The sequence below is a fragment of the Thaumasiovibrio clandestinus genome, assembly GCF_047250365.1.
GTDB lineage: Bacteria > Pseudomonadota > Gammaproteobacteria > Enterobacterales > Vibrionaceae > Thaumasiovibrio.
The window spans coordinates 24,574-50,199 of sequence record NZ_JBLBVL010000018.1; the positions used below are offsets into that span (position 1 = coordinate 24,574).

General features: G+C 44.4%; 22 protein-coding genes. 11 read left to right on the forward strand and 11 right to left on the reverse strand.

Going from position 1 to position 25,626, the window contains the following annotated elements; genetic code table 11:
- Positions 1-34: 34 nt before the first annotated feature.
- From ACKLNH_RS17430 to ACKLNH_RS17440, 3 genes are all read left to right on the forward strand, one after another.
- Positions 35-610, forward strand: a complete 576-nt coding sequence (locus ACKLNH_RS17430) for a TMEM165/GDT1 family protein (RefSeq protein ID WP_413113538.1) — start codon at positions 35-37, stop codon at positions 608-610.
- A gap of 318 nt (positions 611-928) precedes the next feature.
- The gene (locus ACKLNH_RS17435; protein WP_413113539.1) at positions 929-1,945 is read left to right on the forward strand and encodes a manganese-dependent inorganic pyrophosphatase; all 1,017 of its coding nucleotides are present in this window, start codon (positions 929-931) and stop codon (positions 1,943-1,945) included.
- A 350-nt stretch (positions 1,946-2,295) separates the two neighbouring features.
- Positions 2,296-3,897 carry a BCCT family transporter gene (locus tag ACKLNH_RS17440; protein ID WP_413113540.1) on the forward strand — a complete coding sequence of 534 codons (1,602 nt, stop codon included), beginning with the start codon at positions 2,296-2,298 and terminating at the stop codon, positions 3,895-3,897.
- Positions 3,898-4,045: 148 nt separating this feature from the next.
- Here ACKLNH_RS17440 and ACKLNH_RS17445 read toward each other — a convergent pair whose 3' ends face one another.
- Complete coding sequence (locus ACKLNH_RS17445; protein ID WP_413113541.1) at positions 4,046-4,408, reverse strand: DUF3319 domain-containing protein; 363 nt, start codon at positions 4,406-4,408, stop codon at positions 4,046-4,048.
- A 203-nt stretch (positions 4,409-4,611) separates the two neighbouring features.
- On the opposite strand from ACKLNH_RS17445, the gene ACKLNH_RS17450 reads away from it, so the two are divergent.
- On the forward strand, positions 4,612-5,535 hold the full coding sequence (locus ACKLNH_RS17450; RefSeq protein ID WP_413113542.1) for a tyrosine-type recombinase/integrase: 924 nt from the start codon (positions 4,612-4,614) through the stop codon (positions 5,533-5,535).
- A 17-nt stretch (positions 5,536-5,552) separates the two neighbouring features.
- On the opposite strand, the gene ACKLNH_RS17455 is transcribed toward ACKLNH_RS17450, so the two are convergent.
- On the reverse strand, positions 5,553-6,536 hold the full coding sequence (locus ACKLNH_RS17455) for a D-alanine--D-alanine ligase (protein ID WP_413113543.1): 984 nt from the start codon (positions 6,534-6,536) through the stop codon (positions 5,553-5,555).
- Positions 6,537-6,662: 126 nt separating this feature from the next.
- Complete coding sequence (locus ACKLNH_RS17460) at positions 6,663-7,178, reverse strand: SPOR domain-containing protein (protein ID WP_413113544.1); 516 nt, start codon at positions 7,176-7,178, stop codon at positions 6,663-6,665.
- A 245-nt stretch (positions 7,179-7,423) separates the two neighbouring features.
- On the opposite strand from ACKLNH_RS17460, the gene ACKLNH_RS17465 reads away from it, so the two are divergent.
- The gene (locus ACKLNH_RS17465; protein ID WP_413113545.1) at positions 7,424-10,105 is read left to right on the forward strand and encodes a bifunctional acetate--CoA ligase family protein/GNAT family N-acetyltransferase; all 2,682 of its coding nucleotides are present in this window, start codon (positions 7,424-7,426) and stop codon (positions 10,103-10,105) included.
- A gap of 43 nt (positions 10,106-10,148) precedes the next feature.
- Here the strand turns inward: ACKLNH_RS17465 and ACKLNH_RS17470 are convergent, their stop codons facing one another.
- The gene (locus ACKLNH_RS17470; RefSeq protein WP_413113546.1) at positions 10,149-11,036 is read right to left on the reverse strand and encodes a LysR family transcriptional regulator; all 888 of its coding nucleotides are present in this window, start codon (positions 11,034-11,036) and stop codon (positions 10,149-10,151) included.
- 124 nt (positions 11,037-11,160) lie between these two features.
- On the opposite strand from ACKLNH_RS17470, the gene ACKLNH_RS17475 reads away from it, so the two are divergent.
- Positions 11,161-12,075: a YeiH family protein gene (locus tag ACKLNH_RS17475; RefSeq protein WP_413113547.1), complete on the forward strand. Its 915-nt coding sequence runs from the start codon at positions 11,161-11,163 to the stop codon at positions 12,073-12,075.
- A gap of 242 nt (positions 12,076-12,317) precedes the next feature.
- On the opposite strand, the gene ACKLNH_RS17480 is transcribed toward ACKLNH_RS17475, so the two are convergent.
- Together ACKLNH_RS17480 and ACKLNH_RS17485 are read right to left on the reverse strand one after the other, a co-directional pair.
- Positions 12,318-13,616 (reverse strand): sigma-54-dependent transcriptional regulator, encoded by a 1,299-nt coding sequence (locus tag ACKLNH_RS17480; RefSeq protein ID WP_413113548.1) that lies wholly within the window; start codon positions 13,614-13,616, stop codon positions 12,318-12,320.
- Positions 13,617-13,814: 198 nt separating this feature from the next.
- Positions 13,815-15,002, reverse strand: a complete 1,188-nt coding sequence (locus ACKLNH_RS17485; RefSeq protein WP_413113549.1) for a cystathionine beta-lyase — start codon at positions 15,000-15,002, stop codon at positions 13,815-13,817.
- Between the two features lie 296 nt (positions 15,003-15,298).
- Here ACKLNH_RS17485 and ACKLNH_RS17490 point away from each other — a divergent pair, with 296 nt between their 5' ends.
- Positions 15,299-16,570: a hydroxymethylglutaryl-CoA reductase gene (locus tag ACKLNH_RS17490; protein WP_413113550.1), complete on the forward strand. Its 1,272-nt coding sequence runs from the start codon at positions 15,299-15,301 to the stop codon at positions 16,568-16,570.
- 141 nt (positions 16,571-16,711) lie between these two features.
- On the opposite strand, the gene ACKLNH_RS17495 is transcribed toward ACKLNH_RS17490, so the two are convergent.
- Entirely contained in the window at positions 16,712-17,476 is a 765-nt protein-coding gene (locus ACKLNH_RS17495; protein WP_413113551.1) for a hypothetical protein, read from the reverse strand.
- Entirely contained in the window at positions 17,469-18,500 is a 1,032-nt protein-coding gene (parM, locus tag ACKLNH_RS17500; protein WP_413113552.1) for a plasmid segregation protein ParM domain-containing protein, read from the reverse strand. Before parM ends, ACKLNH_RS17495 begins: the two co-directional genes overlap by 8 nt.
- Before the next feature lie 266 nt (positions 18,501-18,766).
- Between parM and ACKLNH_RS17505 the strand changes: the two genes are divergently transcribed.
- Together ACKLNH_RS17505 and ACKLNH_RS17510 are read left to right on the forward strand one after the other, a co-directional pair.
- On the forward strand, positions 18,767-19,636 hold the full coding sequence (locus ACKLNH_RS17505) for an NAD(P)-dependent oxidoreductase (protein ID WP_413113581.1): 870 nt from the start codon (positions 18,767-18,769) through the stop codon (positions 19,634-19,636).
- Between the two features lie 173 nt (positions 19,637-19,809).
- Positions 19,810-20,235, forward strand: coding sequence for a hypothetical protein (locus ACKLNH_RS17510; protein WP_413113553.1), 426 nt, complete (start codon positions 19,810-19,812; stop codon positions 20,233-20,235).
- Between the two features lie 114 nt (positions 20,236-20,349).
- Here ACKLNH_RS17510 and ACKLNH_RS17515 read toward each other — a convergent pair whose 3' ends face one another.
- Positions 20,350-21,690, reverse strand: coding sequence for a DEAD/DEAH box helicase (locus ACKLNH_RS17515; protein WP_413113554.1), 1,341 nt, complete (start codon positions 21,688-21,690; stop codon positions 20,350-20,352).
- A 208-nt stretch (positions 21,691-21,898) separates the two neighbouring features.
- Here ACKLNH_RS17515 and ACKLNH_RS17520 point away from each other — a divergent pair, with 208 nt between their 5' ends.
- Positions 21,899-22,408, forward strand: coding sequence for an NUDIX hydrolase (locus tag ACKLNH_RS17520; protein WP_413113555.1), 510 nt, complete (start codon positions 21,899-21,901; stop codon positions 22,406-22,408).
- Between the two features lie 14 nt (positions 22,409-22,422).
- Here the strand turns inward: ACKLNH_RS17520 and ACKLNH_RS17525 are convergent, their stop codons facing one another.
- Complete coding sequence (locus ACKLNH_RS17525) at positions 22,423-23,355, reverse strand: LysR family transcriptional regulator (RefSeq protein WP_413113556.1); 933 nt, start codon at positions 23,353-23,355, stop codon at positions 22,423-22,425.
- Positions 23,356-23,456: 101 nt separating this feature from the next.
- Between ACKLNH_RS17525 and chrA the strand changes: the two genes are divergently transcribed.
- Positions 23,457-24,590, forward strand: a complete 1,134-nt coding sequence (chrA, locus tag ACKLNH_RS17530) for a chromate efflux transporter (RefSeq protein ID WP_413113557.1) — start codon at positions 23,457-23,459, stop codon at positions 24,588-24,590.
- A gap of 343 nt (positions 24,591-24,933) precedes the next feature.
- Here the strand turns inward: chrA and ACKLNH_RS17535 are convergent, their stop codons facing one another.
- Positions 24,934-25,551: a fumarylacetoacetate hydrolase family protein gene (locus ACKLNH_RS17535; protein ID WP_413113558.1), complete on the reverse strand. Its 618-nt coding sequence runs from the start codon at positions 25,549-25,551 to the stop codon at positions 24,934-24,936.
- Positions 25,552-25,626: the final 75 nt, after the last annotated feature.

The following is a 25,626-nucleotide window of genomic DNA, read 5'->3' on the forward strand; positions in this document are numbered from 1 at the left end:
CCAAGCTTACTTTTGAACAGACAATAGAGATACCATGATATCCAACCCAGACCTATTTCCATCTTACCTTTTGACTTTTGGAATGATCTTTCTCGCCGAGATTGGTGATAAGAGCCAACTTGTCTGCATGACACTAGCTTCACGCCACAGAGCCAAGCCCGTATTGCTAGGTGCCGTGAGTGCGTTTGCGCTACTTAACCTTCTGGCGGTTACCCTAGGCACGAGCTTAACCTATGTTATACCTGAAACATGGCTTATTGTTGCTGCAGCCAGCCTATTCGCACTTTTTGGGATACAAGCATTACTCAATTCCGACGAAGAAGAAGAGAGTGCACCAAAGCTTGGAAGAAGTATTTTCATCACCACCTTCTCGATGATTTTTGTTGCCGAGCTTGGGGATAAAACGCAACTCGCGGTCGTATCACTAAGCGCGACATCGCCGCCTATTTCTGTTTGGATGGCTTCTACACTGGCATTGGGCGCAACGTCTGCCATTGGCGTTTTTGCAGGTAGGACGTTTTTTAAACGCTGTAATACCGTTTTACTGCATAAAATCAGTGGCCTATTTTTCATCACCATCGCTATCATGATGATAACTAGCCTTATCTAGTTTGCTCAAACGACCTGTCCCTACCGAGCTAATGCAAGGTGGGGAACATGATCACGCGATCAATTCAAGCACGAAGATGAACAAAGCAAGAAGGGGCAAAAGCGCAACAAAAAAATGCAACAAAGATGCATGGTATGTTAATTCATTCGCATAACAAGCCTAATTGCAACCTGAGTGATTATAAGTTCTGTAATATTAATTACAGCGTCCGAGAATAATATATTGTTATAAATACTTCATGCACATGCAATGTAAATGCAACCGGACGTGGATAGCTTTATCTATTATTAGATTATTCACTTATACTAGAGATCATTTATGAAACACACTATTTTGGGGCTTGCCATTCTTGCTTCTTTTTCTAGCCTAGCTAGCAACGCATTAGACTTATATACGTTATCAAATAATAATACCGATAATCTCATGTGGGTTGGTCACACTAGCCCTGATACTGACACTGTTGCATCGGCAGTGATGGCTGCAACCATCTATGGAGGGAAGGCAACAACACCAGAAAATCTTAACCCTGAAAGCCAATTTGTATTTGAATATTGTAATAGCCCAACACCACAAATAACCACCGACTATGCTGCTTATCAAGTTGGTATTGTAGACTTTAACCAAAGCACTCAATTAGCACACACTATCGAACCAAGCTCAATCGTAGCGATAATTGATCACCATGCAATTGGCGGAACGCCAATTAACATACCAAATATTGCTAGCATAGACATACGCGCTTGGGGATCAACCGCGACTATCCTAGCATCAAATGCAGAAGCCCTTAACATTAAGCTACCAAAATCAGTAGCCTGTGTTGGTCTTGGTGCAATTCTTTCAGATACAGTGATCTTTCAATCGTCCACTACGACAGACTACGATAAGGCTTACGCTAACAAATTAGCAAAAATAGCGGGCGTAACAGATATCGAAGAATTTGGGCAACAAATGCTAATAGCTAAGTCGGATTTGAGCCATTTATCTGCTGATACTATTTTAACCATGGATTATAAGAATTTTGAGTTTGGTGGTAAAAAGGTGGGTATTGGTGTCGCAGAAACCCTAACCGCCCAACAATTGATTGATAGGAAAGATGAGTTTGTCTCTGCCATGAAATCATATAAGGCAACGGAACAGCTCGACTACCTGTTCTTCTCCATCACTGATACAAAAAACAAACGCGCAAATATTATGTGGGTTGATGATGGAGATAAACAAATTCTCAGCCGCGCTTTCGACACCAAGATTGATGGTGATATTTTATCTCTAAATGGCGTTACCTCACGTAAGCGCCAAATTGGACCGGCTATTCAACAATCGATTGAAAGCCTGTAATTAACTGCACAAAGCGAGCCTATTTCAATAAGATTGAGGTGGGCTCCCTTCTTGATGTCTACTACTTCATATGACATAAACAGTAGAAATACCTAATCACTTAGATATTTCGTCCACGAAACAATCTTCATTTCACAAACAACACAACTTACTACCCAAACCTTGTCCCAAGTCATTGCATGTCAATATCCGGCGTTATGCGTTAGGAGGTTAGCCTATTCATTGTTACTATCACTAGCAACAAAACGCAGCAAAATATTTCGACAACGAAGCAATTGCTGAAAAACGGATGTTTTTTTAACCACATTACGTCTGAGTGATTGGTGGTCAAACGTTTTATAAGGAAATGCATGAGTACGTATAAAGATAAATACAGTATTGAAAATACTGACTACACCATTGGGCAAGACAATATACAGAAATGGGGGTTTGATGTTCACAACCCTGTATTTGGCCTAAGTGCTGGCTTAATTATCCTCTTTCTTTTCGCTATATTATTATCCGACGCCGCAACAGCCAACACCACCATAGACAGCATCAAGTGGCAGGTCATTAATCTCTTCGATAGTCTCTTTATTTGGTCAGGCAACCTCTTTTTGGTTATCTGCCTCTTTCTAATTGTTACACCATACGGGAAAATCAGACTTGGCGGCGCGACAAGCAAGCCTGAATATTCAATGCCCTCTTGGCTATCGATGCTATTTGCAGCTGGCATGGGAATTAGCCTCATATTCTGGGGCGTCGCTGAACCTTCGGCCTTTTTTACGGGCTGGGGAGGAACACCGCTTGGTGTTGAAGCATACTCTGCTGAAGCGAAACAAGTCGCTCTAGGGACAACCATTTTCCATTGGGGAATGCACGCGTGGGCATTTTACGCCATCGTCGCGCTATCGCTTGCTTTCTTCAACTATAACAAAGGCCTACCCCTATCAATGCGCTCGATATTCTATCCCATCCTTGGTGATCGTACTTGGGGTTGGTTTGGACATATTATCGATGTGCTCACCGTTTTGGTGACGATTTTTGGAATGGCCACTTCTCTTGGGCTTGGCGCTAAACAAGCGGCCAGTGGCTTAAACCATATTTGGGGTACAAGTTTCGGAATTGAATTACAGTTCGCTGTTATGTTGTTTGTCACATTAATAGCTATTCTATCGATAGTAAGAGGCATGCATGGCGGTGTAAAACTGTTAAGCAACATTAATATTTGCGTTGCCTTTCTCTTTCTTACGTTCATGGGGATTATCGGGTTTAGTTCGTTCAAAACTAACCTACCATTGGCAATTGCTGGCTACATTGAAAATATTATTCCTTTAAGTAATCCCCATGGTCGAGCTGATGCAGAGTGGATGCAAGGCTGGACAGTATTTTATTGGGCATGGTGGGTGACGTGTGCGCCATTTGTTGGGATATTTATTGCTCGTATATCGAAAGGTAGAACCATTCGCGAGTTCCTATCTGCGGTTATCTTCATCCCCTCAATCGTCTGTATTCTTTGGATGACGATTTTTGGCGGGACTGCGATTGACCAAATAATTAACAATGTCGGAGAATTTGGAGCCAATGGCATCACAGATGTATCATCGGCACTGTTTCAAGTCATTAATGCTTTGCCATTCAGCTATGCCATTTCGGTGCTCGCTGTCGTACTGATCATGATTTTTTTCATCACAACCGCTGATTCGGCCTCTCTCGTGATAGACAGTGTAACGTCAGGAGGTAAGATCGATGCGCCGGTTCCACAGCGTATTTTCTGGGCCATATTATCTGGCTCTATCGCGGCGGTATTGCTTTGGATTGGTGGAACAGAGGCAATACAAGCCCTGCAAGCTGGTACCATAATTGCGGCACTGCCCTTTACATTCGTGTTATTGCTGATGTGCGTTAGTTTAATGAAAGGGCTTAGTACCGAGCCTGTGCCTGAAAAAATGCCGTTAGCGGCCATCAAATAAAGTAACGACTATGGCGTAAAGCAAACAGCTTACGGCAAGCGACAGTAAATCCATTGTTATCGAAAAAACCAGCATCAGCATCATTTATGCTGATGCTATTCCAGCACATATTTTTTTGACTCGCAGCGTCTGTATGGTTCGTTAAGGGTTAGCGCAATTTATCAATGTTCTGGTCTAATACACGTTTAACAGCAGCGAGTGACCCCTTTAGTAACTGGCCTCGAATAAGTAAATACCACTCATTCTCTTTCCCTGAGTCATTTATTATTTTAAACCCATGATGAACACAGCTTTGTTGAGTTGGACGTTCTTTAATATGTGTATTCTGAGCCTGCTTTTTAATTTGTTCCGGGCTAACAAACGCCCGCATCTCAGTCGACCAGTCGATACACTTTCTAATGATATCTAAGTCACCTACCACATCATTACCATAAATTTTCGCTTTCCAACAACCTGGCTCGCTTGTAGGGTTATCTATGGTAATTCCACGATGAAATATGCGTTGTCTCACGTATTTTCCTTATGGCTGATGCTGGCTATAAAACCGCTAAAATATGGGTTACAAGTTACTTAATCCTAAGGACTAAAATAATGTCAAGTTGAGACGTGGTCTACATTTTTAATTGAAATGTCATTCTATCACAATCAACGTAAACATCTTTAGTTATAGTGCGTTAGAATGTATTTATCCTTAAGAAAGAAGTGATATGACTCATGAAAAGAATAAAATCCCCCTTTTTATCACCGATTGATGATATCGAGCAGTGGCAACAACTCAGCCACCAGCAGTACTCACATAACAGTTTGTTATCACTTAGGAATGACTGGCATCGATTTCTCGCATTCTGTTACTCCATCCATACACCAGCGTTACCTGCACAGCCCACAACGGTCGTTCGTTATCTTAATGAGATGTCAAAAAGCCGAAAGTACTCGACGTTGCGCCGTTACCTCATATCCATTAATACCGTACACAAATTGGCACACCAACCAGAGCCCAGTCGTTTCCGTGAAGTTCAACGCTTTTTGAAATCACAACAAGTGATTAAACAACACGACCACATTCAAGCTGACGCACTTCACCGCTCTCACCTCGATAAGTTGTACCTGCAACTTCATCTGAGTGAAGAGCGAAAAGACAAACGAGATCTGGCCATCTGGCACCTGATGTTTGAAACTCTGATGAAACGATCAGAATTGATATCGCTCAACTATCACCACTTCTCCCCTACAACCAATGTCGTCGTATTAGAGGACAGTGAATACACGTTATCACCGCGTACTAGTGAGTTAATTCATCAATGGTTAAATGATGCAGATATTTCCCACGGACCTCTCTTTAGGGGACTCGACCGTCATGGCAACATTAGCGATCGTAACATGGACCCTTCGGCTATATATCGTGTTTTCCGGCGCGCTAGTGAATTGTTAGGCCTTCCCAAACATATTACTTTTTCTGGTCAATCTCCACGGGTGGGGGCCAGTAAAGCGTTAGCGAACGATGGCTTAACATTAACTGAAATTCAAGTAGCTGGACGGTGGAAAAGCCCTGCTATGCCCGCTCAATACTTAGGAAAAACAGAGAAGAGTGAGCAAGAAAAGCAGCGCTTCAAAAAACAAAAGCAGTGGCTAAAGTAGCCACTGCTGACGATTCATTATGCGCGTTCGATGGCTTGGCGTAGAAAATCAACCATGCTATGCCCGTTATTTTCGAGCAGCTTAGGGAACATCGAGATAGGTGTCATACCTGGGAAGGTATTGATTTCATTTAATAGAATCTCTTCATCTTCAGAGAGGAAGAAGTCAATTCTTGACAGATCACGCAACTTCATGTGTTTAAATGCTTTCTTTGCCAAGCGCATCATTTCATCACGTTGAGCTTCACTAATATCGGCATTCAGTGTTGTCGATGAGTGGCTTTCTGTACTGTATTTTTCGTCATAGGTATAAAACGTGTCATCAGGACTAAAAACTTCCCCTGGTGGCGTGACTACGACTTCACCATCAATTTCGTAGGCCGCGATTTCCAACTCACGAGGTTTTAGTGCTTTTTCAATCAGTACTTGATCAGAGTATTGAAATGCTTCGTTTAGCGCCAACGTCAATGAGGCTTCGTCAGTCGCTTTATAGCACCCAATCGAAGAGCCTTGGCACGCAGCTTTAACAAAGACGCTACCCCACTTCTCCAGTGCCGCCGTTGCTTCTTTTAATGCCTGCAAATTATTTTCACTTAAGAAAAGGTAAGGCGTATTCGGGATCTCGAGTGCATCAAACCACAGTTTAGTCGTGATTTTATTAAAACAGTTTTTACTCGATTCTGAATTACAACCGATATAAGGCAAGCCCATCATCTCAAGCATTGATTGTAGATCCCCTGTCTCACCCGGGAACCCATGAATGCATGGAACAACAACATCAATCTCTAAATGTGTATCACCAACAAGCAGAACCTTATTCCAACCCAACTGACAAGAATGACCATCTTCAGTTAGCCAACCGTCATCCGTCATTAACACTTGAATTACGTCAAAATGTGAGATCAGAGAAAGCTGTGATCGGATAAATTTTGCTGATACTAGAGACACATCGTGCTCTGACCCGCCTCCACCACATAAAAGCAATACACGCTTGGTATTCATTCTAAACCTTTACTATTTACTCTCGGCGAAAGCCGCCGAATTTACTGCCCCTATCTTATCGAATTAGCAACCAGATGATAGCCCTAAGAGCAAGATTCTCAATCTGGATGCCTATTCCATGAACGCTTATCTCAATTGCCACATCTCTGACGTATTTGACAGATCAATATCTCGAATAAACGGACCATGTCGTTTTACGTCTGCTGGCAGCGCATCCAACGCTATTTTCGCCGCTTCTCTGGAAGAGAATGCACCATACAATAATGTAAACCAAGGCGCATCATTAAGCGTTTTCTCATTGACAAAGATAGGCTTTTCATCAGGCAATGCAGTGATAAAACGGTCAAACCCTTCGCTATTTCTCAATGCCAAGACTTGAATAGAGTACTGCTCCAAGAAGGTTTCAGCTTGCACGTCTTCAACTTTGTCATCAATTAACTCTGCTGTTCCCTGCTCCACAACATCATCCCAGTCATTTAGCTGTTCTTCTTCTGGCAATGCTATAATCGGTATATCTTTACTGACAACCGCCTGTTGGTATTGCTCTATTTCGGCATCAGAAGCCGTGACCGTTGTCGTTACCTCGCTACTCGCACACCCCGCTAACGCAATACATGCGCCTAATATCGTTATCTTTTTCATTCTCTTACTACCTAACTGCACAATAGTAAGCATACTGCCGCTGCTGAAAGAAACGATCAAGTAACTTATTAAAAAATATACGTGATACATAGACCTCCCCTCAAAAATGGTTCGACATCACACCATCAGCACATGGTTTACCACACAAGATTGTTAATTCGTTAAAATTACATCAAACGCTTGTTAACGCACCCATACACTGCAGTCTCGTGGAACCCACTGACAACTACTCGTTAAGGCCAACTATGAATAACGGACTCGATAAACTACTCAATCCCTCGTCCATTGCTGTTATTGGTGCATCAGATACAGAAGGTAGAGCTGGGTATATTGCCGTAAAAAACCTACTACGTGCCGGATTCAAAGGCCCCATTTTACCTGTTACACCAAAGTATGACGCGGTATGTGGCGTGTTGTCCTACCCAACAATTGCTGCGTTGCCCCGCATACCCGACATGGCAATTTTATGTACCAAAGGTGCTAGAAATGCCGAGCTGATAGAAGAGTTAGGGCGCCAGGGTGTAAAACTCGCTATCGTTCTTGCGTCAGGTATGTACACCGGTGAACCTTCCGCATTATCTTTAATGCTAAGTAACGCCAAAAAGTATGGGATGCGTTTGATCGGTCCAAACAGCATGGGATTAATCTTACCGTGGCTAAATCTCAACGCCAGTTTCGCTCCTATACCTGCCCAGAAAGGCAACATCGCTTTTATCTCTCAATCGGCAGCCGTATGCTCAACTATCCTTGACTGGGCAGCAAATAAGAACATCGGCTTCTCAACCTTTATCTCTCTCGGTGATAGTTGTGATGTGGATTTTTCTGAACTGCTCGACATCGTATCGCGAGACAGTAAAACTTCCGCAATTCTGCTCTATATCGACGCCATTAACGACCCACGGCGGTTTATGTCTGCAGCGCGTGCTGCTGCGCGAAATCGGCGTATTTTGGTATTAAAAAGTGGTCGGTGCGACATCAGTGCACAATTATCACAATTACACAGCGGTGGAAAAATTGGCAAAGACCCTGCGTACGAAGCAGCGATCCGTCGTTCGGGCATGTTACGTGTCCATACAACCCATGAATTGTTTGCTGCCGTAGAAACCTTAACTCATGCCGTGCCTTTGCAAGGGGAACGGCTTGCCATCGTAACCAATGGCGGGGGACCAGCAATACTCGCCATTGATGCCCTGATGGAAAAAGGAGGGAAACTCGCACAGCTTAGTGAGACTACGCTATCTAAACTTAAAGGCGCCCTACCTAGCGTTTGCCACAATCAAAATCCTGTCGACTTAATGGGTGATGCTGACGCACAGCGCTATTGCACCGCCATAAAAATACTCTTAGATACCGATGATTTTGATGCCTTGTTGATCATGCATTCCCCTTCAGCAATATCAACAGCCACACAAACGGCAGAAGCGGTCATCGACGTAATAAAACAGCACCCGCGGGCACGTCGATTTAACATACTCACCAATTGGTCGGGTGAAAAAAGCGCTGGTAGCGGCCGCCACTGTTTATTTACCGCTGGAATACCGACCTACCGTACACCTGAAAGCGCCATTTCAGGCTTTATGCATTTAGTCGATTACCGAAGAAATCAAAAACAACTCATGGAGACACCAATTTCCGTTAATGATGATCGTAAATCTGCAGTCCAAGCCCGGTGTTTAATTGAACAAGCCATCGCAGAAGGGGCGCTATCACTACAAACACATGAAGTAAGGCCGATTCTTGAGGCCTATGGTTTTAAAACGCTAAGAACTTGGTTAGCGTCAGATCCAACTGAAGCTGTTTATGTCGCTGAACAAATCGGTTATCCGGTAGCGGTAAAATTGCGCTCACCGGATATTGAACATAAGTCAGAAGTTCAAGGCGTTGTTTTACAGCTACGCGATGCCACGGAGGTGGCTTCTGCGGCACAGGCTATCTTAGACCGAGTCAGCCTCTCCTACCCTGAAGCAAAAATAGATGGACTCATTGTCCAATCAATGGCGAATACCACCAGCGCACAAGAATTACGCATTGGCGTCTATCGCGATGCAGTTTTTGGCCCGGTCATCGTTTTAGGCGAAGGCGGAGCGGAATGGAACCTTAATAACGATGCCGCCGTTGCTATTCCCCCCCTTAATATGGCATTGGCACGGTACCTTATTATAAACGCCCTAAAAAAAGGGAAAATACGCCAACGTAGCTATCCACACTCGCTCAACATTGAAGCACTATGTCGTACCCTAGTAAGGCTGTCGCAAATGGTTATCGACTGCCCGCAAATTATCGAACTAGATATAAACCCCTTATTGGCCACCCATAATGATATGACCGTCATTGATGCTCAACTGCACTTAACCAGCGAAAGCAGTGAGTATTCTCATCAACACTTGGCCATTTGCCCTTACCCGAAAGAGTGGGAGCTAACTGTCACGCTGCATAATGGTACAAATCTGTTGTTACGACCTATCCTTCCCGAAGATGAGCCCACCCATCAGACGTTCATTCAGCAAGTAAATAAAGACGATCTCTACAAACGCTTTTTCTCTGACGTCGGCGAACTCGACCACGAAGCGCTCGCTGCGTTAACTCAAATTGATTATGACAGAGAGATGGCGTTTGTTGCGGTACATAATAACAACGAGATATGGGGTGTTGCTCGCGCACTTGGTGACGCGAAAGGAGAAGAAGCCGAATTCGCAATACTTGTTCGTTCAGACAAAAAAGGGCTTGGACTCGGTAGGATCTTAATGGAGCAAATCATTCGATATAGCGAGGCACGTCAGTTATCGCGTTTAACCGCTATGACGATGCCATCTAACCGCGGCATGATCACTCTCGCGCAGAAACTTGGCTTTAGTGTTGATGTGCAGTTTGAAGACGGCATAGTAGAAATGGAGCTATTGCTCCCACTACATAATAGAAAGAACTAAATAGCGGAAAGAACTAAGCTAGTACAGCTAAGCCGCGCTAAAATTAACGTAACCCCTTTAAGCGTGGAATATGTTCAATGCACCACGCTTTAGCTTTACCCATTTCGCTGCGCCGCCATGCCAATACCATCTCTAACTCAATCGTCGCCTCATTACCAAAGGCGACTAACTCTCCCCGATTTAACTCTTGTTGAACGCTTGCTAAGTTATATGTTCCGATCCCCAAACCGAGTTTTAATACTTTTAACTTATCAGTCATTGAACGAACACGCATCACCGATTGTTTATCAAGGATATTGTACGAGATAGGCGGAGACAATATCGCGCTATCACGAACAGCGACAATTCGAAAGTCCCTTCTGACTTGCGGCGCTAATGGATTATTATGATTTAATATTGGATGGTCAGGATGAGCAACCCATCCCATCACCAGATTACCCAACGGAATCGTCTTTACATCAGTTGGGATCACATCAGGCTTAGGCGCAATCACTAAATCTACCCGCTCCTGTGCCAACGCTTCCCAGCAACCAGCGAGAATTTCTTCTTGAAAGTGCAAACGCGTTCGCCCTTTTTCTTCCAATTCACTAACAAGTGGTAAAAGTGAACCTATATCGACTATCCCATCATAACCAATCGTTAACTCAAGCTCCCAGCCGTGGGCGAGCGTCATCGCATCTCCAACCATCTCTTCTGCTGCCAATAATAGCTGCCGGCCTCGTTCTAACAATAATTGACCTGATTTTGTAAAAACCGCCCGATGTCCAGAACGGTCAAAAATCATAAGGTCTAAATCCTGCTCAAGCTTTTGCACTTGATAGCTTAACGATGAAGGAGCGCGCTGCAGTTCATCTGCCGCCGCCGCGAAGCTTCCACGTCGTTCTATTGCATCCAATATCTGTAATGCTTCGAAAGAGAGCAGTTTATTCATCGGGTATCCTTTCCTATATAAAATTGGATAAATTAAATTAGCAAACATTGATTGATAACCCAATCAAAACTTTTTATGGTAATTGAATCACGGTATACTCTTTCTTTTGCCAGAATTTATTCGCATGAACCCCTCTCACTTGCTTTTCTATTTTTGCGCGGTTATCTGTTTTCATCCAGCCATTCAGTCACCCACAGCATTAATCCTTGGTTTCTCACTCTCTTCGTTTGGATTAGTACCAAAACACTTACCATTAGCAAAATGGAGTAAACGGCTTCTCGCCATTTCAATCGTTGGCCTCGGTTTTGGGATACAAATAAACGCAGCGATTGAAACAATACAACAAGGCTTTATTCTTATTGTCGTCAGTCTTATTGCCACCATTATCATCGGATGGTATTTGGGTCGACTTTTTGCAGTGCCTACCCAATTACGCCACCTGATATCCTGTGGTACCGCGATCTGCGGCGGCAGTGCCATCGCTGCTGTCGGGCCAGCCATTAATGCAAAACCAGAATCAATGTCCATTGCGCTTGCCACGACATTCTTTTTGAATGCTATTGCATTGTTTATTTTTCCAATTATTGGCCATGCGCTGCAATTAGATCAACAGACATTTGGCTTATGGAGCGCGATTGCTATACACGACACGTCTTCTGTTGTAGGAGCAGCTGGTGCATACGGTGAGCAAGCATTGCAGGTGGCAACCACGACCAAATTAGCTCGTGCCCTATGGATAATACCCGTTGCGTTTATTAGTAGTTTGGTTTTTCGCCAGAAAGGTAAGACCGTCGCAATTCCAATGTTTACCTTAGGGTATATTGCGACCATGTTATTAAGTAGCTATCTACCTGCATATAGTGGAATCTACTCAGTACTGTTTAATAGCGCTAAGCAACTTCTGGTGGTCGCGCTGTTTACCATTGGCGCCAATATTACTGTCGATCAGTTTCGTCAAGCTGGATTTAGGCCATTAGTTCTGGCCGTTTGTTTGTGGGCTATCATTTCTGGCGGCTCTTTGATTTATTTGATGGTTTAGATAACCACACGTATAACAACAGAGCAGTAAAAACAGAAAAGTGGAATAGCGCCGACGTTAAGCCTTCGAGGCTCGCTGAAGTAAATATGAACACGATTGCAAATATAATCAATATAATTGATGGCATAATAATCTCCCTATGAGTGAGATTATGGCCGAGACATAACGAAACAAAAAATACCCATTCTTACTTACTTAGTGCGAATGGGTATATAGAGTATTAATCTGTCAGCTGTCTGTGGTCACACGCTACTACGTATCTCCGCCAGAAGGTTGTGTTTATTCAGCAAACGATACATCGTTGCTCTTGACACACCCAGCTCCTTCGCTGCAGAGGATATTTTCCCTTGATGAGCTTCTAGTACGTTTAACAACGTTTCGCGCTCTGCATCGTTTTTTGCCGTGCGCAAACTCGCCTTATTTTTACCTACATCTGGTAGGTCAAAGTGCACAGCATCAATAAACGTTCCTTCACACAGTAATGCCGAACGTTTTATCTGGTTCATTAACTCACGACAATTCCCTGGCCACTCATAATGGGTTAATACCTGCATCGCGGCATCTGTAAATTGGGAGGCATGCAAGTTATATTCGGCCCTAAACTCACTCAAATAGTACTCTGCTAGTTTTGGCACATCCACCATACGCTCTTTTAACGTAGGGACACGAATATGCATAACGTTAAGACGATAATAAAGTTCTTGCGAGAAAGACCCTTCTTTTACCAACTCTTCTAAATCACAGCTCGAAGAGACGATAATACGCAAATCGGCCATATCCTGGCTAAAATCCTTTGCCTCTAATGCCTCTATATACCCTAAGAGCTGCGCTTGATGCGTAGCAGAAAGCATCTCTACATTACTGATATATACCGTACCTTCTTCAAAGGCTTCGTTATTCGGTTCGGTAAATGCTAACGACTCAATGGCATTGGCATTTAAAGCATGGAAAATGGTAGAGCGCCGTGCTGACTGGCGATGAATTTCTTCCGCTACCAGCGTCTTACCTGCACCAGCCTCACCACTGATCACCACATGCATATCTGTCATCGCGACCCGGCGTACCAGTTCTTTCAGCTGTGTTGCAGATTTTGAGTCACCAATAATCCCCTGCCTATCACGCTGATGGTAATTTCCAACCACACTCGTTTCAATTTCTAACATGCCATGTTGATGGCCAATCGTGGATATCAACTGGTTGTGAGGTACTGGCATGGTAAAGTAGTCGACACAGTAATTATTAATAAACGTACATATTGCACTTAAACTCAGTTGTTGCTTATTTAGCAACGCTATCCAGCGCACTTGGCTAGATTTCGCTGCCCGCTGAGCAATACTTTGAATACTAAAATCATTACCACTTAAATCAACGACACAAATGCAAGGGCTCAATTTCTTCAACATTTCGTCGGCTGCGCGTAAATCGTAGCAACAATGCGTAACCCACTCGTCTTTTTCTAGCTGTGCTAACCAAGGCTCATAATTACAACCAATCGCCACTAATTTCGCGCACTCTTTAGTCGTCTCATGATAGCTGGCCACGGCAGTTCCCTCATAAGTTATTAGAGTTATCGATTTTTGCATCATCATTGATGCTTGATTATTAATGCAACTATTTAAAAGATAGCAGTGATCAACTAAAACACCACAACACGATGCACATCATGTGTATGTTTATGCGCCAAGTTGATACGACCGAAAGGATAAGGTAGCAAAAAATGCTACCTTAATAGACAAGTATTATTGGTTTAAAACGTTGTTAAAGCGTGCGAATCCAGCTTCAAGATCGTGGATCAGGTCATCTACATCTTCCAAGCCAATATGTAGCCTTAGTAATGGGCCCGCGAACGTTGTGGTTGTCGCGGTACGTAATGAAGAAATATCTTCATTGGCTAAAATTAGACTCTCAAATCCGCCCCACGAGTAGCCCATGCTAAAGTGTGTCATACCATCCAGCAATGCTGTTAACGCTTCACTGTTTCCACAATTTAACACCACAGAAAATAGCCCATTGCAGCCTTTATAATCGCGAAGATAAAACTCATGTCCAGGGCAGGAAGGCAGTGCTGGGTGGCGGACATGATCAACCTCTGGGCGTTGCGCCAACCATTTAGCGACTTTAAGACTGCTCTGTTCATGTTGCTTTAAACGGACGCCTAAAGTACGTAATCCACGCATCGCCAAATAGAGGTCATCTGGGGAGGTACATTGCCCCATGAGATAACTGTGCTCCCGCAGTTGATGCCAATACTTCTTACTGGCTACCGCCGTTCCTAACATTACGTCAGAATGACCTACAATATACTTGGTTGCTGCCTGAACTGAAATATCCACGCCATGTTCAAACGGAGAAAAATTAACCCCCGCCCCCCAGGTATTATCTAACATCACGATCAAGCCATGTTCGTGGGCAACTCGAGCCAACGTCGGCACATCTTGCACTTCCATTGTAATAGAACAGGGCGATTCCAAGAAAATTAACACGGTATTCTCTTGTATCAAGTCGCGTATTCCTTCGCCGATCATCGGATCATAATAGGTTGTCGAGACACCCAATTTCTTTAGTACTTTGTCGCAATAATCCCGCGTCGGTTCATAAGCACCATCGACCATTAAAATATGATCGCCAGCTTTAACAAAAGCAAGAATTGCGTTAGCAATCGCGGCAGTTCCACAAGGATACACCGCACATCCTTCCCCGCCTTCAAGCTCAACCATTGCATCTTGAAAAGCAAACGTCGTGTTAGTCCCTCGGCGTCCATAAAATAGCGTTTTGTTGGCTCTATTCTTTGTGGCGTGGGCTTTCTCTTCAACACTGTCAAACACAATGGTTGATGCTCGACAAACCGGTGGGTTTACCATGCCTTGTGTCCACTGCTTACTGCGTCCGGCCGTTACAATACGGGTATCACGTCTTTTTTCGCTCATCCTTTGCCATTGTTCCTTTCAATATGGGGCCATTCAATTTTGACCCTTAACTATAACGCTCTCTTTAAATTACTGCGCTAATTGGCAAACAGCAAGGCAAAATGTGTTTTGTTTCTCCACCCTATTCCTTCTGATTACATTACAACATACGCCAAACACCAGGTACCCACGTGGTTTAACAAACTGATGGACATCAAAAATTAAAAATTGATACAAAATAGTGATAATTTGACCACACATCATTTCACTTTTAAGAGTACAATTGTTCGCTCAAACGCAGTAACCGAAAGATACCAATGCCAAAACTCAATCTACAGCAGCAAAACTACGACAACGCATCTCTAGGGAACATTACTGGTGAAGACATCTCGCGTAAACTCAGTCAATCTCAAACACCATTGCGCGCAGTTCAGACGAAGAATCCTTATATCTCTCCGAAACAAGTCAGTAAACGATGGGGAGTTCTAGACAACGAAACAGCCAAAAACGAGTTGCTAGATAGCAAAACTGTCGATGAAATGGATTGCTATAAGAAAAATATTGAAAACTTTATTGGCACAGTAAAGATGCCAGTCGGGCTAGTTGGCCCCATGCGTGTCAACGGTCTGTATGCCAATGATGATTTTTACCTGCCTCTAGCTACGACCGAAGCGGCATTGGTTGCTTCTTACAACCGTGGCGCGCAACTCATTAGTGAGTCTGGCGGCGTGAGCGCCATGCTGCTTAGCGAGGCAGTAATCCGTACTCCAGGGTTCTGCTTTGATACATTGGCTGAAGCGGGTCAATTTGTCGCTTGGGTTGTCACCAAATATGAGCGATTTAAAGACATCGCGCATCAAACGACCCGCCATGGCAAGCTCGTCGATGTTAGCGTCAATATCGAAGCAAATAACGTTTACTTAATCTTTGAATACACGACAGGGGATGCATCAGGCCAGAATATGGTTACCATTGCGACCAACGAAGTGTATAACTACATCCTTTCCCACTCACCGATCACGCCTAAATATGCCTACGTTGAAGCAAACCTTTCTGGTGACAAAAAAGCTACGGCGCAAAGTTTACGCAACGTACGCGGCAAGAAAGTCTCTGCAGAAGTGATCATTCCAGCGGAACTGGTGAAAAAGCGCTTACATACCAGTGTCGACTCGATGGTGAACTACTGCAAACTCTCCGCGACAGGGGGCGTGCTTAGCGGTTCAATCGGTGTGCATGGTCACTATGCTAATGGCCTTGCTGCCTTGTATATTGCATGTGGTCAAGATGCAGCGTGTGTTGCAGAATCTGCGGTGGGTATTACCCGCTTAGAAAAAACGCAATCAGGCGATTTGTACGCTTCTGTGACCCTACCTAACCTTATGATTGGTACAGTCGGCGGAGGAACGGGGTTGCCAAGCCAGCAAGCGTGCTTACAAATTGTCGGACTCGCTGGAGAAGGCAATGCAAAAGCAATGGCTGAAGTGACAGCAGGACTCTGTCTCGCTGGTGAGCTCTCTATTATTGGTGCTTTAAGTGCCGGGCACTTTTCTCGCGCCCATCACAAACTAGCTCGCAACGCCTCAAAATAGTTTGTAGCTTATCAACTGCCATATTAATGCGGTGTCGAATACATCGCATTAACAGCTTTAAACGTGGTATCTAATAAACACCACAAAACAAAAAAGCACACATCTGTGTGCTTTTTATTTCTGCAAACAATGTAACGTTGGTTAGAAAATACCTTTCTTTTTGATTTTCTGCACACTCGCCAAACGTTCGTTGAGATCACTCACTGGAGACACAATCTCTTCAGCAGTTGAAGCCCCTTCCTTCACGTTAGCGATGCCCGTGCCGCTGGCCAACGCTTGAATCGATGCCTGCTGCGCCACTAACATCTTTTTCAACGCGTCTAGCTCTTTTGCTTGCGATTCAACCATACCGAGTAGACGGCTATTTTGTTGCGTTAGTAGATTGTTTGTTCCTGATAACTGCTCAACCACCGATTCAGCAATGGCTTTACTGTCTACGCTACTGTCTACGTTGTTCACTGGTGTCGTCGATTGGGCTGTAAACGCTTCTCGTGTTAGTAGAGCTTCTTCTCTCACCTGCGCTGTTATTGCGGTTTGCAGCGCATTAAGTGTCGCCTGCCCTAAAGATTGCTCATCTTTCGCGACTGAACCAACGTCATTGCTTTCAAGGCCCAACCCTTGCAGGGTTTTACTCAGGGTGAACTCTGAAATCTGTGACTCAGTCAACTGCGCACTCAACTGCTGTGACAGTTCAGGGTTCAACAAATGTAAAAACAACCCGCTTAGGTAAACTTGCTTATGCACATGAATAGCATTGTGCAGCGCAAGGCTAGATTCATCCATAGCGCTGAGTTTACGCCGCTCTTCTGCCCACTGATGCATCACCTTGCTGGCATAAAGATCTGCCGGGTTATTCAATGGGTCTAGAAAAATGGAGTAACTAACGCGTTTGAGCCGATTAGCCATTCACAACCTCTTGCTCTGGCAAGTTAACCGCTTCGCCATCTGCATGGTATAAGCAAAGTTCGCGGGCTAAGGCTTCTTGTGGTTGGTCGACCAAAACAACACGCTCGCCCAATGTTTCATAAGCTTTTTTAACCGCTGGATAAATCAAGCTAGCACCGCCACCAACAAGGTAAACACGGTTTGGGTTTTTTGCGAACTTCTTCGCTTCGTAAGCCACTTGCTTACCCAGCTCATCAATTTTGGTCGCGATTTTCTCTAAAATATGCGGAATTTGTGTTTCGTCATTCACGACTTCGCGCACAAAATCTAAATTATCACGCTGCTTAATCAACTCATTTGCGACGAGGTAGCTCGAATCGCTCTCCGCCACTGCCAATGATTTACGCGCCACATCTGTCACCATGGAAACGCCAATTTCATTGTTACCATAGATAGCAGAAACATCTTCAAACTCGCCAACAATGACGCCCATATCCAACGTAGTACCACCAATATCAATCACCAGCGAACGATTAAACTGACTGACCGATTGCATGGTTAACGTTGATAACACAGCAGGCAAACTTTCTGGCATCACTTCCACGTCAACAATGTTGAACAATTCGCCTTTATTAAGCTCAATACTACGCATTAAATTCTCGCGCTTTCGCGCAATTTTTTCTTCATTCTTTTGGCAATCTTCAGCGTTATAGTATTCAGTAATAGGCAATGTTACGACAAGCGTTACTGGGCATGGCTCAATACCTGTCTGTAGCAACGCATGGTGAACCGACAACAAGTTTAAATCATCATATTGGTAATCGACGTGGGTCGTCTCCAGCGCCTTATCTGACGTCATGTCGTAGGTGTACTTGGTCGTCCCTACGGTATAGTTGTAGATTTTTTTGTCTTTTCTCAGCGCCGCACTTTTCCAGTTTTTACGAAACGAGTTCGGTGAAATTACGGTATGCAGTTCACCGTTTTCTAACCAGCTAACCTTTACGTTGGTTGAGCCATCATCAACTGCAAATTTACGTGGAGCCATTGTCATTGTGATCCTACTTCTATTCTCAATGAAGGAGATTTTAAAATTGCATGAAGTAAATAAAATCAAAGCCATAATGGCAAACTAGACGCACAATATTTGAAGCAGCGCGGCAAAATAAAAATATTTTTATCAATTATTTAAGCAATGCGCAATAACGGTCGAGCGTTAAATATCTTCAGCAATGGGGCAAAATGCGTTGGTGGTTGCCCTTTCGTCGTAAGGAGCGGTATGATTCAAACAAACAAACGGATGAGGCGATTGATATGTTGAATAATGTTGCATTTATTGGGCTTGGAACCATGGGGTACCCAATGGCAGGACACCTTAGTAACAAAGGTTACAATGTTACCACCTTCAATCGTACTACGAGCAAAGCCCAAGCTTGGGTCAAGGAATACAACGGCGCTTTTGCACATACCCCCGCACAATGCGTAGACAATGCCGATATCGTGTTTACCTGCGTTGGCAACGATCAAGACCTACGAGAAGTTTACTGTGGCGAAAATGGAATCCTCGCATCAGTAAAACCCAACACGCTCTTGGTGGACCACACTACCGCTTCACCACAAATCGCCCGAGAGCTTGATAAGTTAGCGCGAGATAAACAGTGTGCTTTTATTGATGCGCCTGTATCTGGCGGTGAAACCGGCGCAATTAACGGCCTCTTAACCATCATGGTGGGTGGAGACGAGGCCGCATTTAAGCAGGCCGAGCCCGTTATGCAAGCTTATGCTAAATCAACGGCACTAATGGGGTCTATCGGTAATGGTCAGGTCACCAAAATGGCTAATCAGCTTTGCGTTGCTGGTGTCTTACAGGGTCTTGCTGAAGCGATTACACTGGCACAAAGCGCAGGGCTAGATATTGAGAAGATGGTGAATGTCCTTAAGCACGGCGCAGCCGGTTCGTGGCAAATGGAAAATCGCGCAGTCACCATGGCAAATGATCAGTTTGATTTTGGTTTCGCTATCGATTGGATGCGTAAAGATCTGGCCATCTGCTTTTCCGAAGCAGATAAACTGGGTGTTGATCTTCCATTGGCACGCCTCGTCGACTCAGCATACGAGGACTTGCAGCAGCAAGGAGAAAACCGTAGCGACACATCTGTATTGATCAAACAATTTAAGCGCTAACTACCCTGCTCGACGCCCGTTATGTCGAGCATTCCTTTTAGGCTAACTAAATGAAAACGCTGTACGCTTTTATAATTTTACTTCTCTCCTCCATAATAAATGTGGTAAATGGAGCACCATCGGTCTACCAGATAAAAATGCTGGATTTCACCGACAGCTACGGAAACGTCAGGATGCGCCATCACCCAGGTTTTCCCTTTCCGGACCCATTACGCATCACGCGTAATCTGAATCTGGAAGGCGCTAATATTGCGCGGCTTCCGCGCACAGTAGACATTGGCGGTAACTTGAATTTGGCCTACACGCCAATCAAGCGATTGCCACAGCGGATACGTGTCGGGGGCTATATTAATTTGGCGCATAGCCAAATTGAATCCTTGTCTAACGGGTTGCAAGTACACGGCGATCTATCGCTGATTGCAACACCAATTAAATCCTTGCCACCCTATCTCTATATCGCAGGGAACTTCTATATAGGCGGAACCAGCATAACGCAACTTCCCCCTTACCTGATGCTGAAGGGTGACTTACATTTAGGCGGGAACCCGTTACCAGACATTCCGGAAACAGCACAAATTGATGGGCTCATCTATTACTGATAAAAGGCTTTTGCGCCGCAACCTAGCACGTCGAGTGGCATTTCATGCTATCAAAATAAAAAATGCGCCATGAATGACATGACGCATTTTAAGGGATAGTGCTAGTTTGAAGGGTTATTCTGGGTCTGGCATTTTACGCTTCTTCGGAACAAACACGCTATCACCCACCGCGACATTCTTATAAAAGGCCTTGTCGCGTTTAGGCGCTGCTGTACCTTGCTTTTTCGGTGCCGCTTTCTTCTGACTTTTTCCAGCCGCTGGCTTGCCTTTTGGCTTAAAGGTTTTCTTTGGCTTCGGTTTTAAGCCTTTAAATTTACCTTCAAAACCTTCAATGACCGTAAAGCTGATGCTTTGAGACAAAAACGCCTCGACATTTTTAAAGCTAATCCAATCTTTCGGGCCAACCAAAGAGAAGGCTTGGCCTTTGTTACCAGCACGTCCGGTTCGACCAACACGGTGTACATACTCTTCAGCATGTTTTGGCATATCAAAGTTGAATACGTGAGAAACGTTTTCGATATCTAAACCACGAGACGCGACATCTGTCGTTACGAGAATCTTATGCACATGACGCTCAAACTGACTCATGATGTTATTACGTGCCGTTTGATTCATGCTACCACTCAGTGCCACCGCTTTACGCTGTTGTTTGTTTAGCATTTCGGTTAAACGGTCTGTATCGCTGCGGGTCGCCGTAAAGATGATGACCTGTTTGTAATCTTCAGTCTCTAGCAAATGGTTAAGTACGGCTTCTTTGTGATCTAAGTGATCCACCAACACAAATTTCTGGTCAATATCTTTATGCTCTTCATTCGACACGCCAACTGAGATTTGTTTTGGTTGTTCTAGCATATCAGCAGCAATCGTGTTCACTTGCTGATGATCCAAGGTTGCAGAGAACATCATGGTTTGACGACGACGGTGAGAAGCGGCGGCATTAATTTTTTTGAGTTGTTCTTCAAAACCCAAATCAAGCATACGGTCGGCTTCATCCAAAATAAGCATTTCTAAGCCATCTAAGCTCATGCTACGGTGTTCTAAGTGATCGGCTAGACGTCCTGGGGTAGCAATAACAAACATCGGGTCTTTATTGCGAAATACTTTCACTTGATCATTAAAGTTTTCACCACCTAGAACCAAGGTCGCATCGTATGGCGTACCAGCAATCAACAACTTAAGTTGCCCATACACCTGTTTCGCCAATTCGCGGGTTGGGGTCAGAATCAAAACTCGTGGGTCACGGCGGGTGAAAGGCTTACCGCGATACATACGTTGCATTGCTGGCAATAGAAAAGCCAACGTTTTACCCGAACCTGTTTTTGACGATGCAAGTAAATCTTTTCCGGCAATTCCCACTGGGATCGCCTGCGCCTGAATATCAGTCGCTGAAGTAAACCCTAAATGGTCAACTTTTTTCAATAGGCGATTATCTAAACCAAGATCTTTAAACTGCAAAATATAACTCCAAACCCAACGGGCAAAAACTGTGCAATGACATGTATGCTAAATAGCGCGCGAGGATAGCATGAACCAAGGGTTATCGTGAAGCCCAGCGCATGTAAATACTGGTATTATATACGCTCAGAAGCAAAAGAGGCAGTACATCCCTGCTTCCACGACGTTTTAGAGAGTGACTGACCACATTTGTATAAGGAGGTTAACCATGAGCAAGCTGCATCACCAATGGAAATCTTTTTCGTTAGTCGAAGAGCCAATCGCATTCCCCGATGGTCGCCAATGCTACCACACCACACTCAAACACCCCGGCGCAAGTGTCATTATGGCACAAACAAAGCAGGGGCAATTCGTTCTGATCAGGCAGTTTAGACCCTCATTAAAACGCTGGATAATCGAACTGCCGGCTGGTACCCGCGAGGGAAATGAATCACCACTGACCTGCGCAAAACGGGAATTAATCGAAGAGACAGGCTACAGCGCTCAACACTGGCAACACTTAGGGCAAATCCACCCAGCCCCAGGCTTTTGCGATGAGGCACTAGAGATCTATCTCGCCACAACGTTAAGCCAAACAGACACCAATTTTGATGATGACGAACTCATCGAGGTACTCACCCTAGATTTAACAACAATCACTGCGTGGATTAAAGCCGGAAAAATTACCGATGCGAAAACCATCTGTGCTTTTATGTTACTGGGGTTACATAGCCGATAACGACGTATTACCCGCTACACAGAGCGCGTCATTTCGTCGGCGGTTATCACACGCTCGATGAGTGCTAAAAGCCATGCGAGCTTGTCACTCTGTGCTCGATGGCGTAACCACACCATGGATATATCGAAGTTTCCAACATCCACCGGTGGTTCACAACGGCTGAGATGTTGATTGTAAGGGGTTAACAGTGCCATTCTTCGCGGGATAATACAAATTAGCTCTCTTCCTATCATTAAGTTACCGACAGTTAAAAAATTTTTTGAGGTAACAGTGACGCGACGCTTTAAACCTAACTCACTGAGTTGACTATCAACTGTACTATGAAAACTGCCATCCGGACTGACTAACGCTTGGGCAATATTGGCAAACTGCTGTGGCGACAGCGGGCACTCAATATCGACAACCTTTGGGTCATAAAGACAAACGTGCGACTCGGTATACAGTTTTTTCCCCACAAACTGGGCTGGTAAGCGGGGGAAACTGCCAATGACGATATCAACTTTCTCATTGTTGAACGCGTTTTGATAGTCTTGGCGATTAACATTAACAAAGCCAACTTTAGCGCTTGGCGCTTGAGCGAGAATCGCTTCATAGATAGCAGGGGCAAAGACTGACTCTGCATAATCACTTAAGCCTATCCGGCAAACGCCATTATATTGCTCAGCGTCGAACTGCTCTTCTTGCAATATTTTGCTCAGCGTATTGTTCAGCAATTGATCAATCATCGGCGCCAGTTTCGTTGCACGATCAGTTGGAACCATTTGATGGCCTTTGCGTTCAAACAATCTGTCATTAAACATCGCTCGAAGCTTTTGTAAGTTATGACTCATGGCAGATTGACTAACAAAGCATTTGGCGGCCGCTTTAGTCACACTACGTTCTTGATACAATTGGTAAAACGCGACCAATAGATTAAGGTCTACATGACGCCAGTCTATTTGACTCATTCAATATCCTGTTTTGCTAATAGTAACAATTAAAACTATTAATTTGATTCATTCTAGACCAGTCGTTACCTTCCTTCTACACCCATTTTGATGAGCGCAATATGTTTACTCTGTTTAAAACGTTTTTCTTTCTTGGCTGGATTAGCTTTGGTGGCCCTGCGGCACATATTGGATATTTCAGAAACACTTTTGTTAAAAAACTACATTGGCTATCAGAAGAAGAGTACGGACAACTGGTCGCCTTAAGTCAGTTTTTACCCGGACCGGGATCAAGCCAAGTTGGTTTTGCGATTGGCTATAAGAAAGCTGGCATAGTTGGCGCCTTTACTGCTTTCTTCGCGTTTACACTTCCATCTGTTCTCATTATGTTATCGCTAGCAGCATTGAGTAGCACCGTGACTGAAACAGCGACATTTCAGGCTGTCGTTCATGGTCTCAAGCTTCTTGCCGTTGTTGTTGTGTTCGAGGCCATATTGGGAATGTATCAAAATTTCTGTAAAGAACGTACGACGGTGTTACTCGCAACCGTTACCGCTATTACGTTACTTATCTACGGAGGAACAGCAGTACAAATAGGCACTCTGGTTTTCGCAGCAAGCGTGGGTGCGAGAAAGCTGACTGGCGAGCCGCAACCTGTGCAACGTAAAGCCACAATCAACATGATACCTATGCTAACCTTCGTTCTTTTAATCTCTATCGGCTTTGCTTCGCCACTACTAATGGGCGGAACAAAAGTTTTTGCGGAATTTTTCCAAGCAGGAAGTTTAGTCTTTGGTGGCGGCCACGTTGTTCTACCGTTACTACAAAGCATTGTCGGATCTCAACTTAGTCCAGACGAATTTTTAACCGGATACGCAGCCGCACAGGCGATCCCCGGACCAATGTTCACGCTTGCCACATACTTAGGGTATTTTCTGTTACCAGAATCGCCTATCTTGGGCGCATTAACAGCGACCATCGCCGTTTTTTTACCTGGCTTTTTGCTCATTCTAGCGGTACTGCAAAACTGGCATACTTTAGCGAAGCAACCCAAATTGGCAGGGGCGATTAAAGGGGTGAATGCCGCCGTTGTCGGGTTATTAATGTCGGCACTGTATTCGCCCATTTTTACAGAAGCAGTATTTAACACTGTTGATATGGCAGTGGTTATACTGGGGATTGTCCTTCTCAAACAATTTAAAATGCCCATTGTTTGGTTAGTCGTTCTGTTTGCCGTGTTAGGTTGTGTTGTTTAACTTCGGTACACTCTCTGCCATGATCGTGTCAAGTCAATCGCACTTTCAACATTACTTGTCGCTTCAATGTCAGGGTTGCCAATGCTCCTGAACTAAAAGACGAGTTATTCACAACAGATGAACACGGCCGAGCCTTTATCCCTGCAACGTTAAATGCCAGCCGCTCTGTAAAAGTAACTGCATCTGATAAGGATCAATATGTTGCTTCGGGAACTATTTTCTTTAGCGACTCTGATTAATGCAAGCCTCATAAGCCCTGTATAGCAGGGCTTCTTCTTTAAGGTGTTTTAATAGCAATCCAGACAATAGTCTTAAATTAATCTGAAGGGCATATAACAGCACGCTACTCCACCAGCCATGTAGCCGATGTCACAACGTCATCGCCCGCTGTTACCTCGGCAACAAATTGTTTCCCCGCTTGAACTTTGCCAACACCAGATGGGGTACCCGTCATCACGATATCACCATCGTTCAATGTCATGAATGACTGGATTTCTTGCAAAATCACTTCAGGCGAATAAATCATCAGTGAAACGGTACCAGATTGAATTAGCACATCATCGATTGAAAGGCGCAAGCCCAATTCACCACTCGCAGCCGTTGGTAAAGGCACAAACTGGCTAAATAGTGCTGAACCATCGAACGCTTTACACCGCTCCCACGGTAGTCCCTTTTGTTTTAAATTGTTCTGCACACCTCGCTTCGTGAGGTCCAAACCTACTGCTACAGCATCAAATCGGCCATTTCGGTAAAGAAAAGACAACTCCGCCTCATAATGAAGCGCATCTCCACCGTGTGAAGCTAGCAAGGTGTCTGTTATGGCAGAGTTAGGCTTGGTGAACAGTACCATCTCATCAGGTACTTCATTACCTAACTCGTGAATATGAGCCACATAATTACGGCCAACACACACGATTTTATTCGGTGTCACAGCTTGCTCCTCAACAATAACTTGTTTCATGCTTTATAAATCCCTTCCAGCATTCCCTTGTAAGAGCAAAGTATCATCGATAAAAATAGCCGGCAATGGCGACGT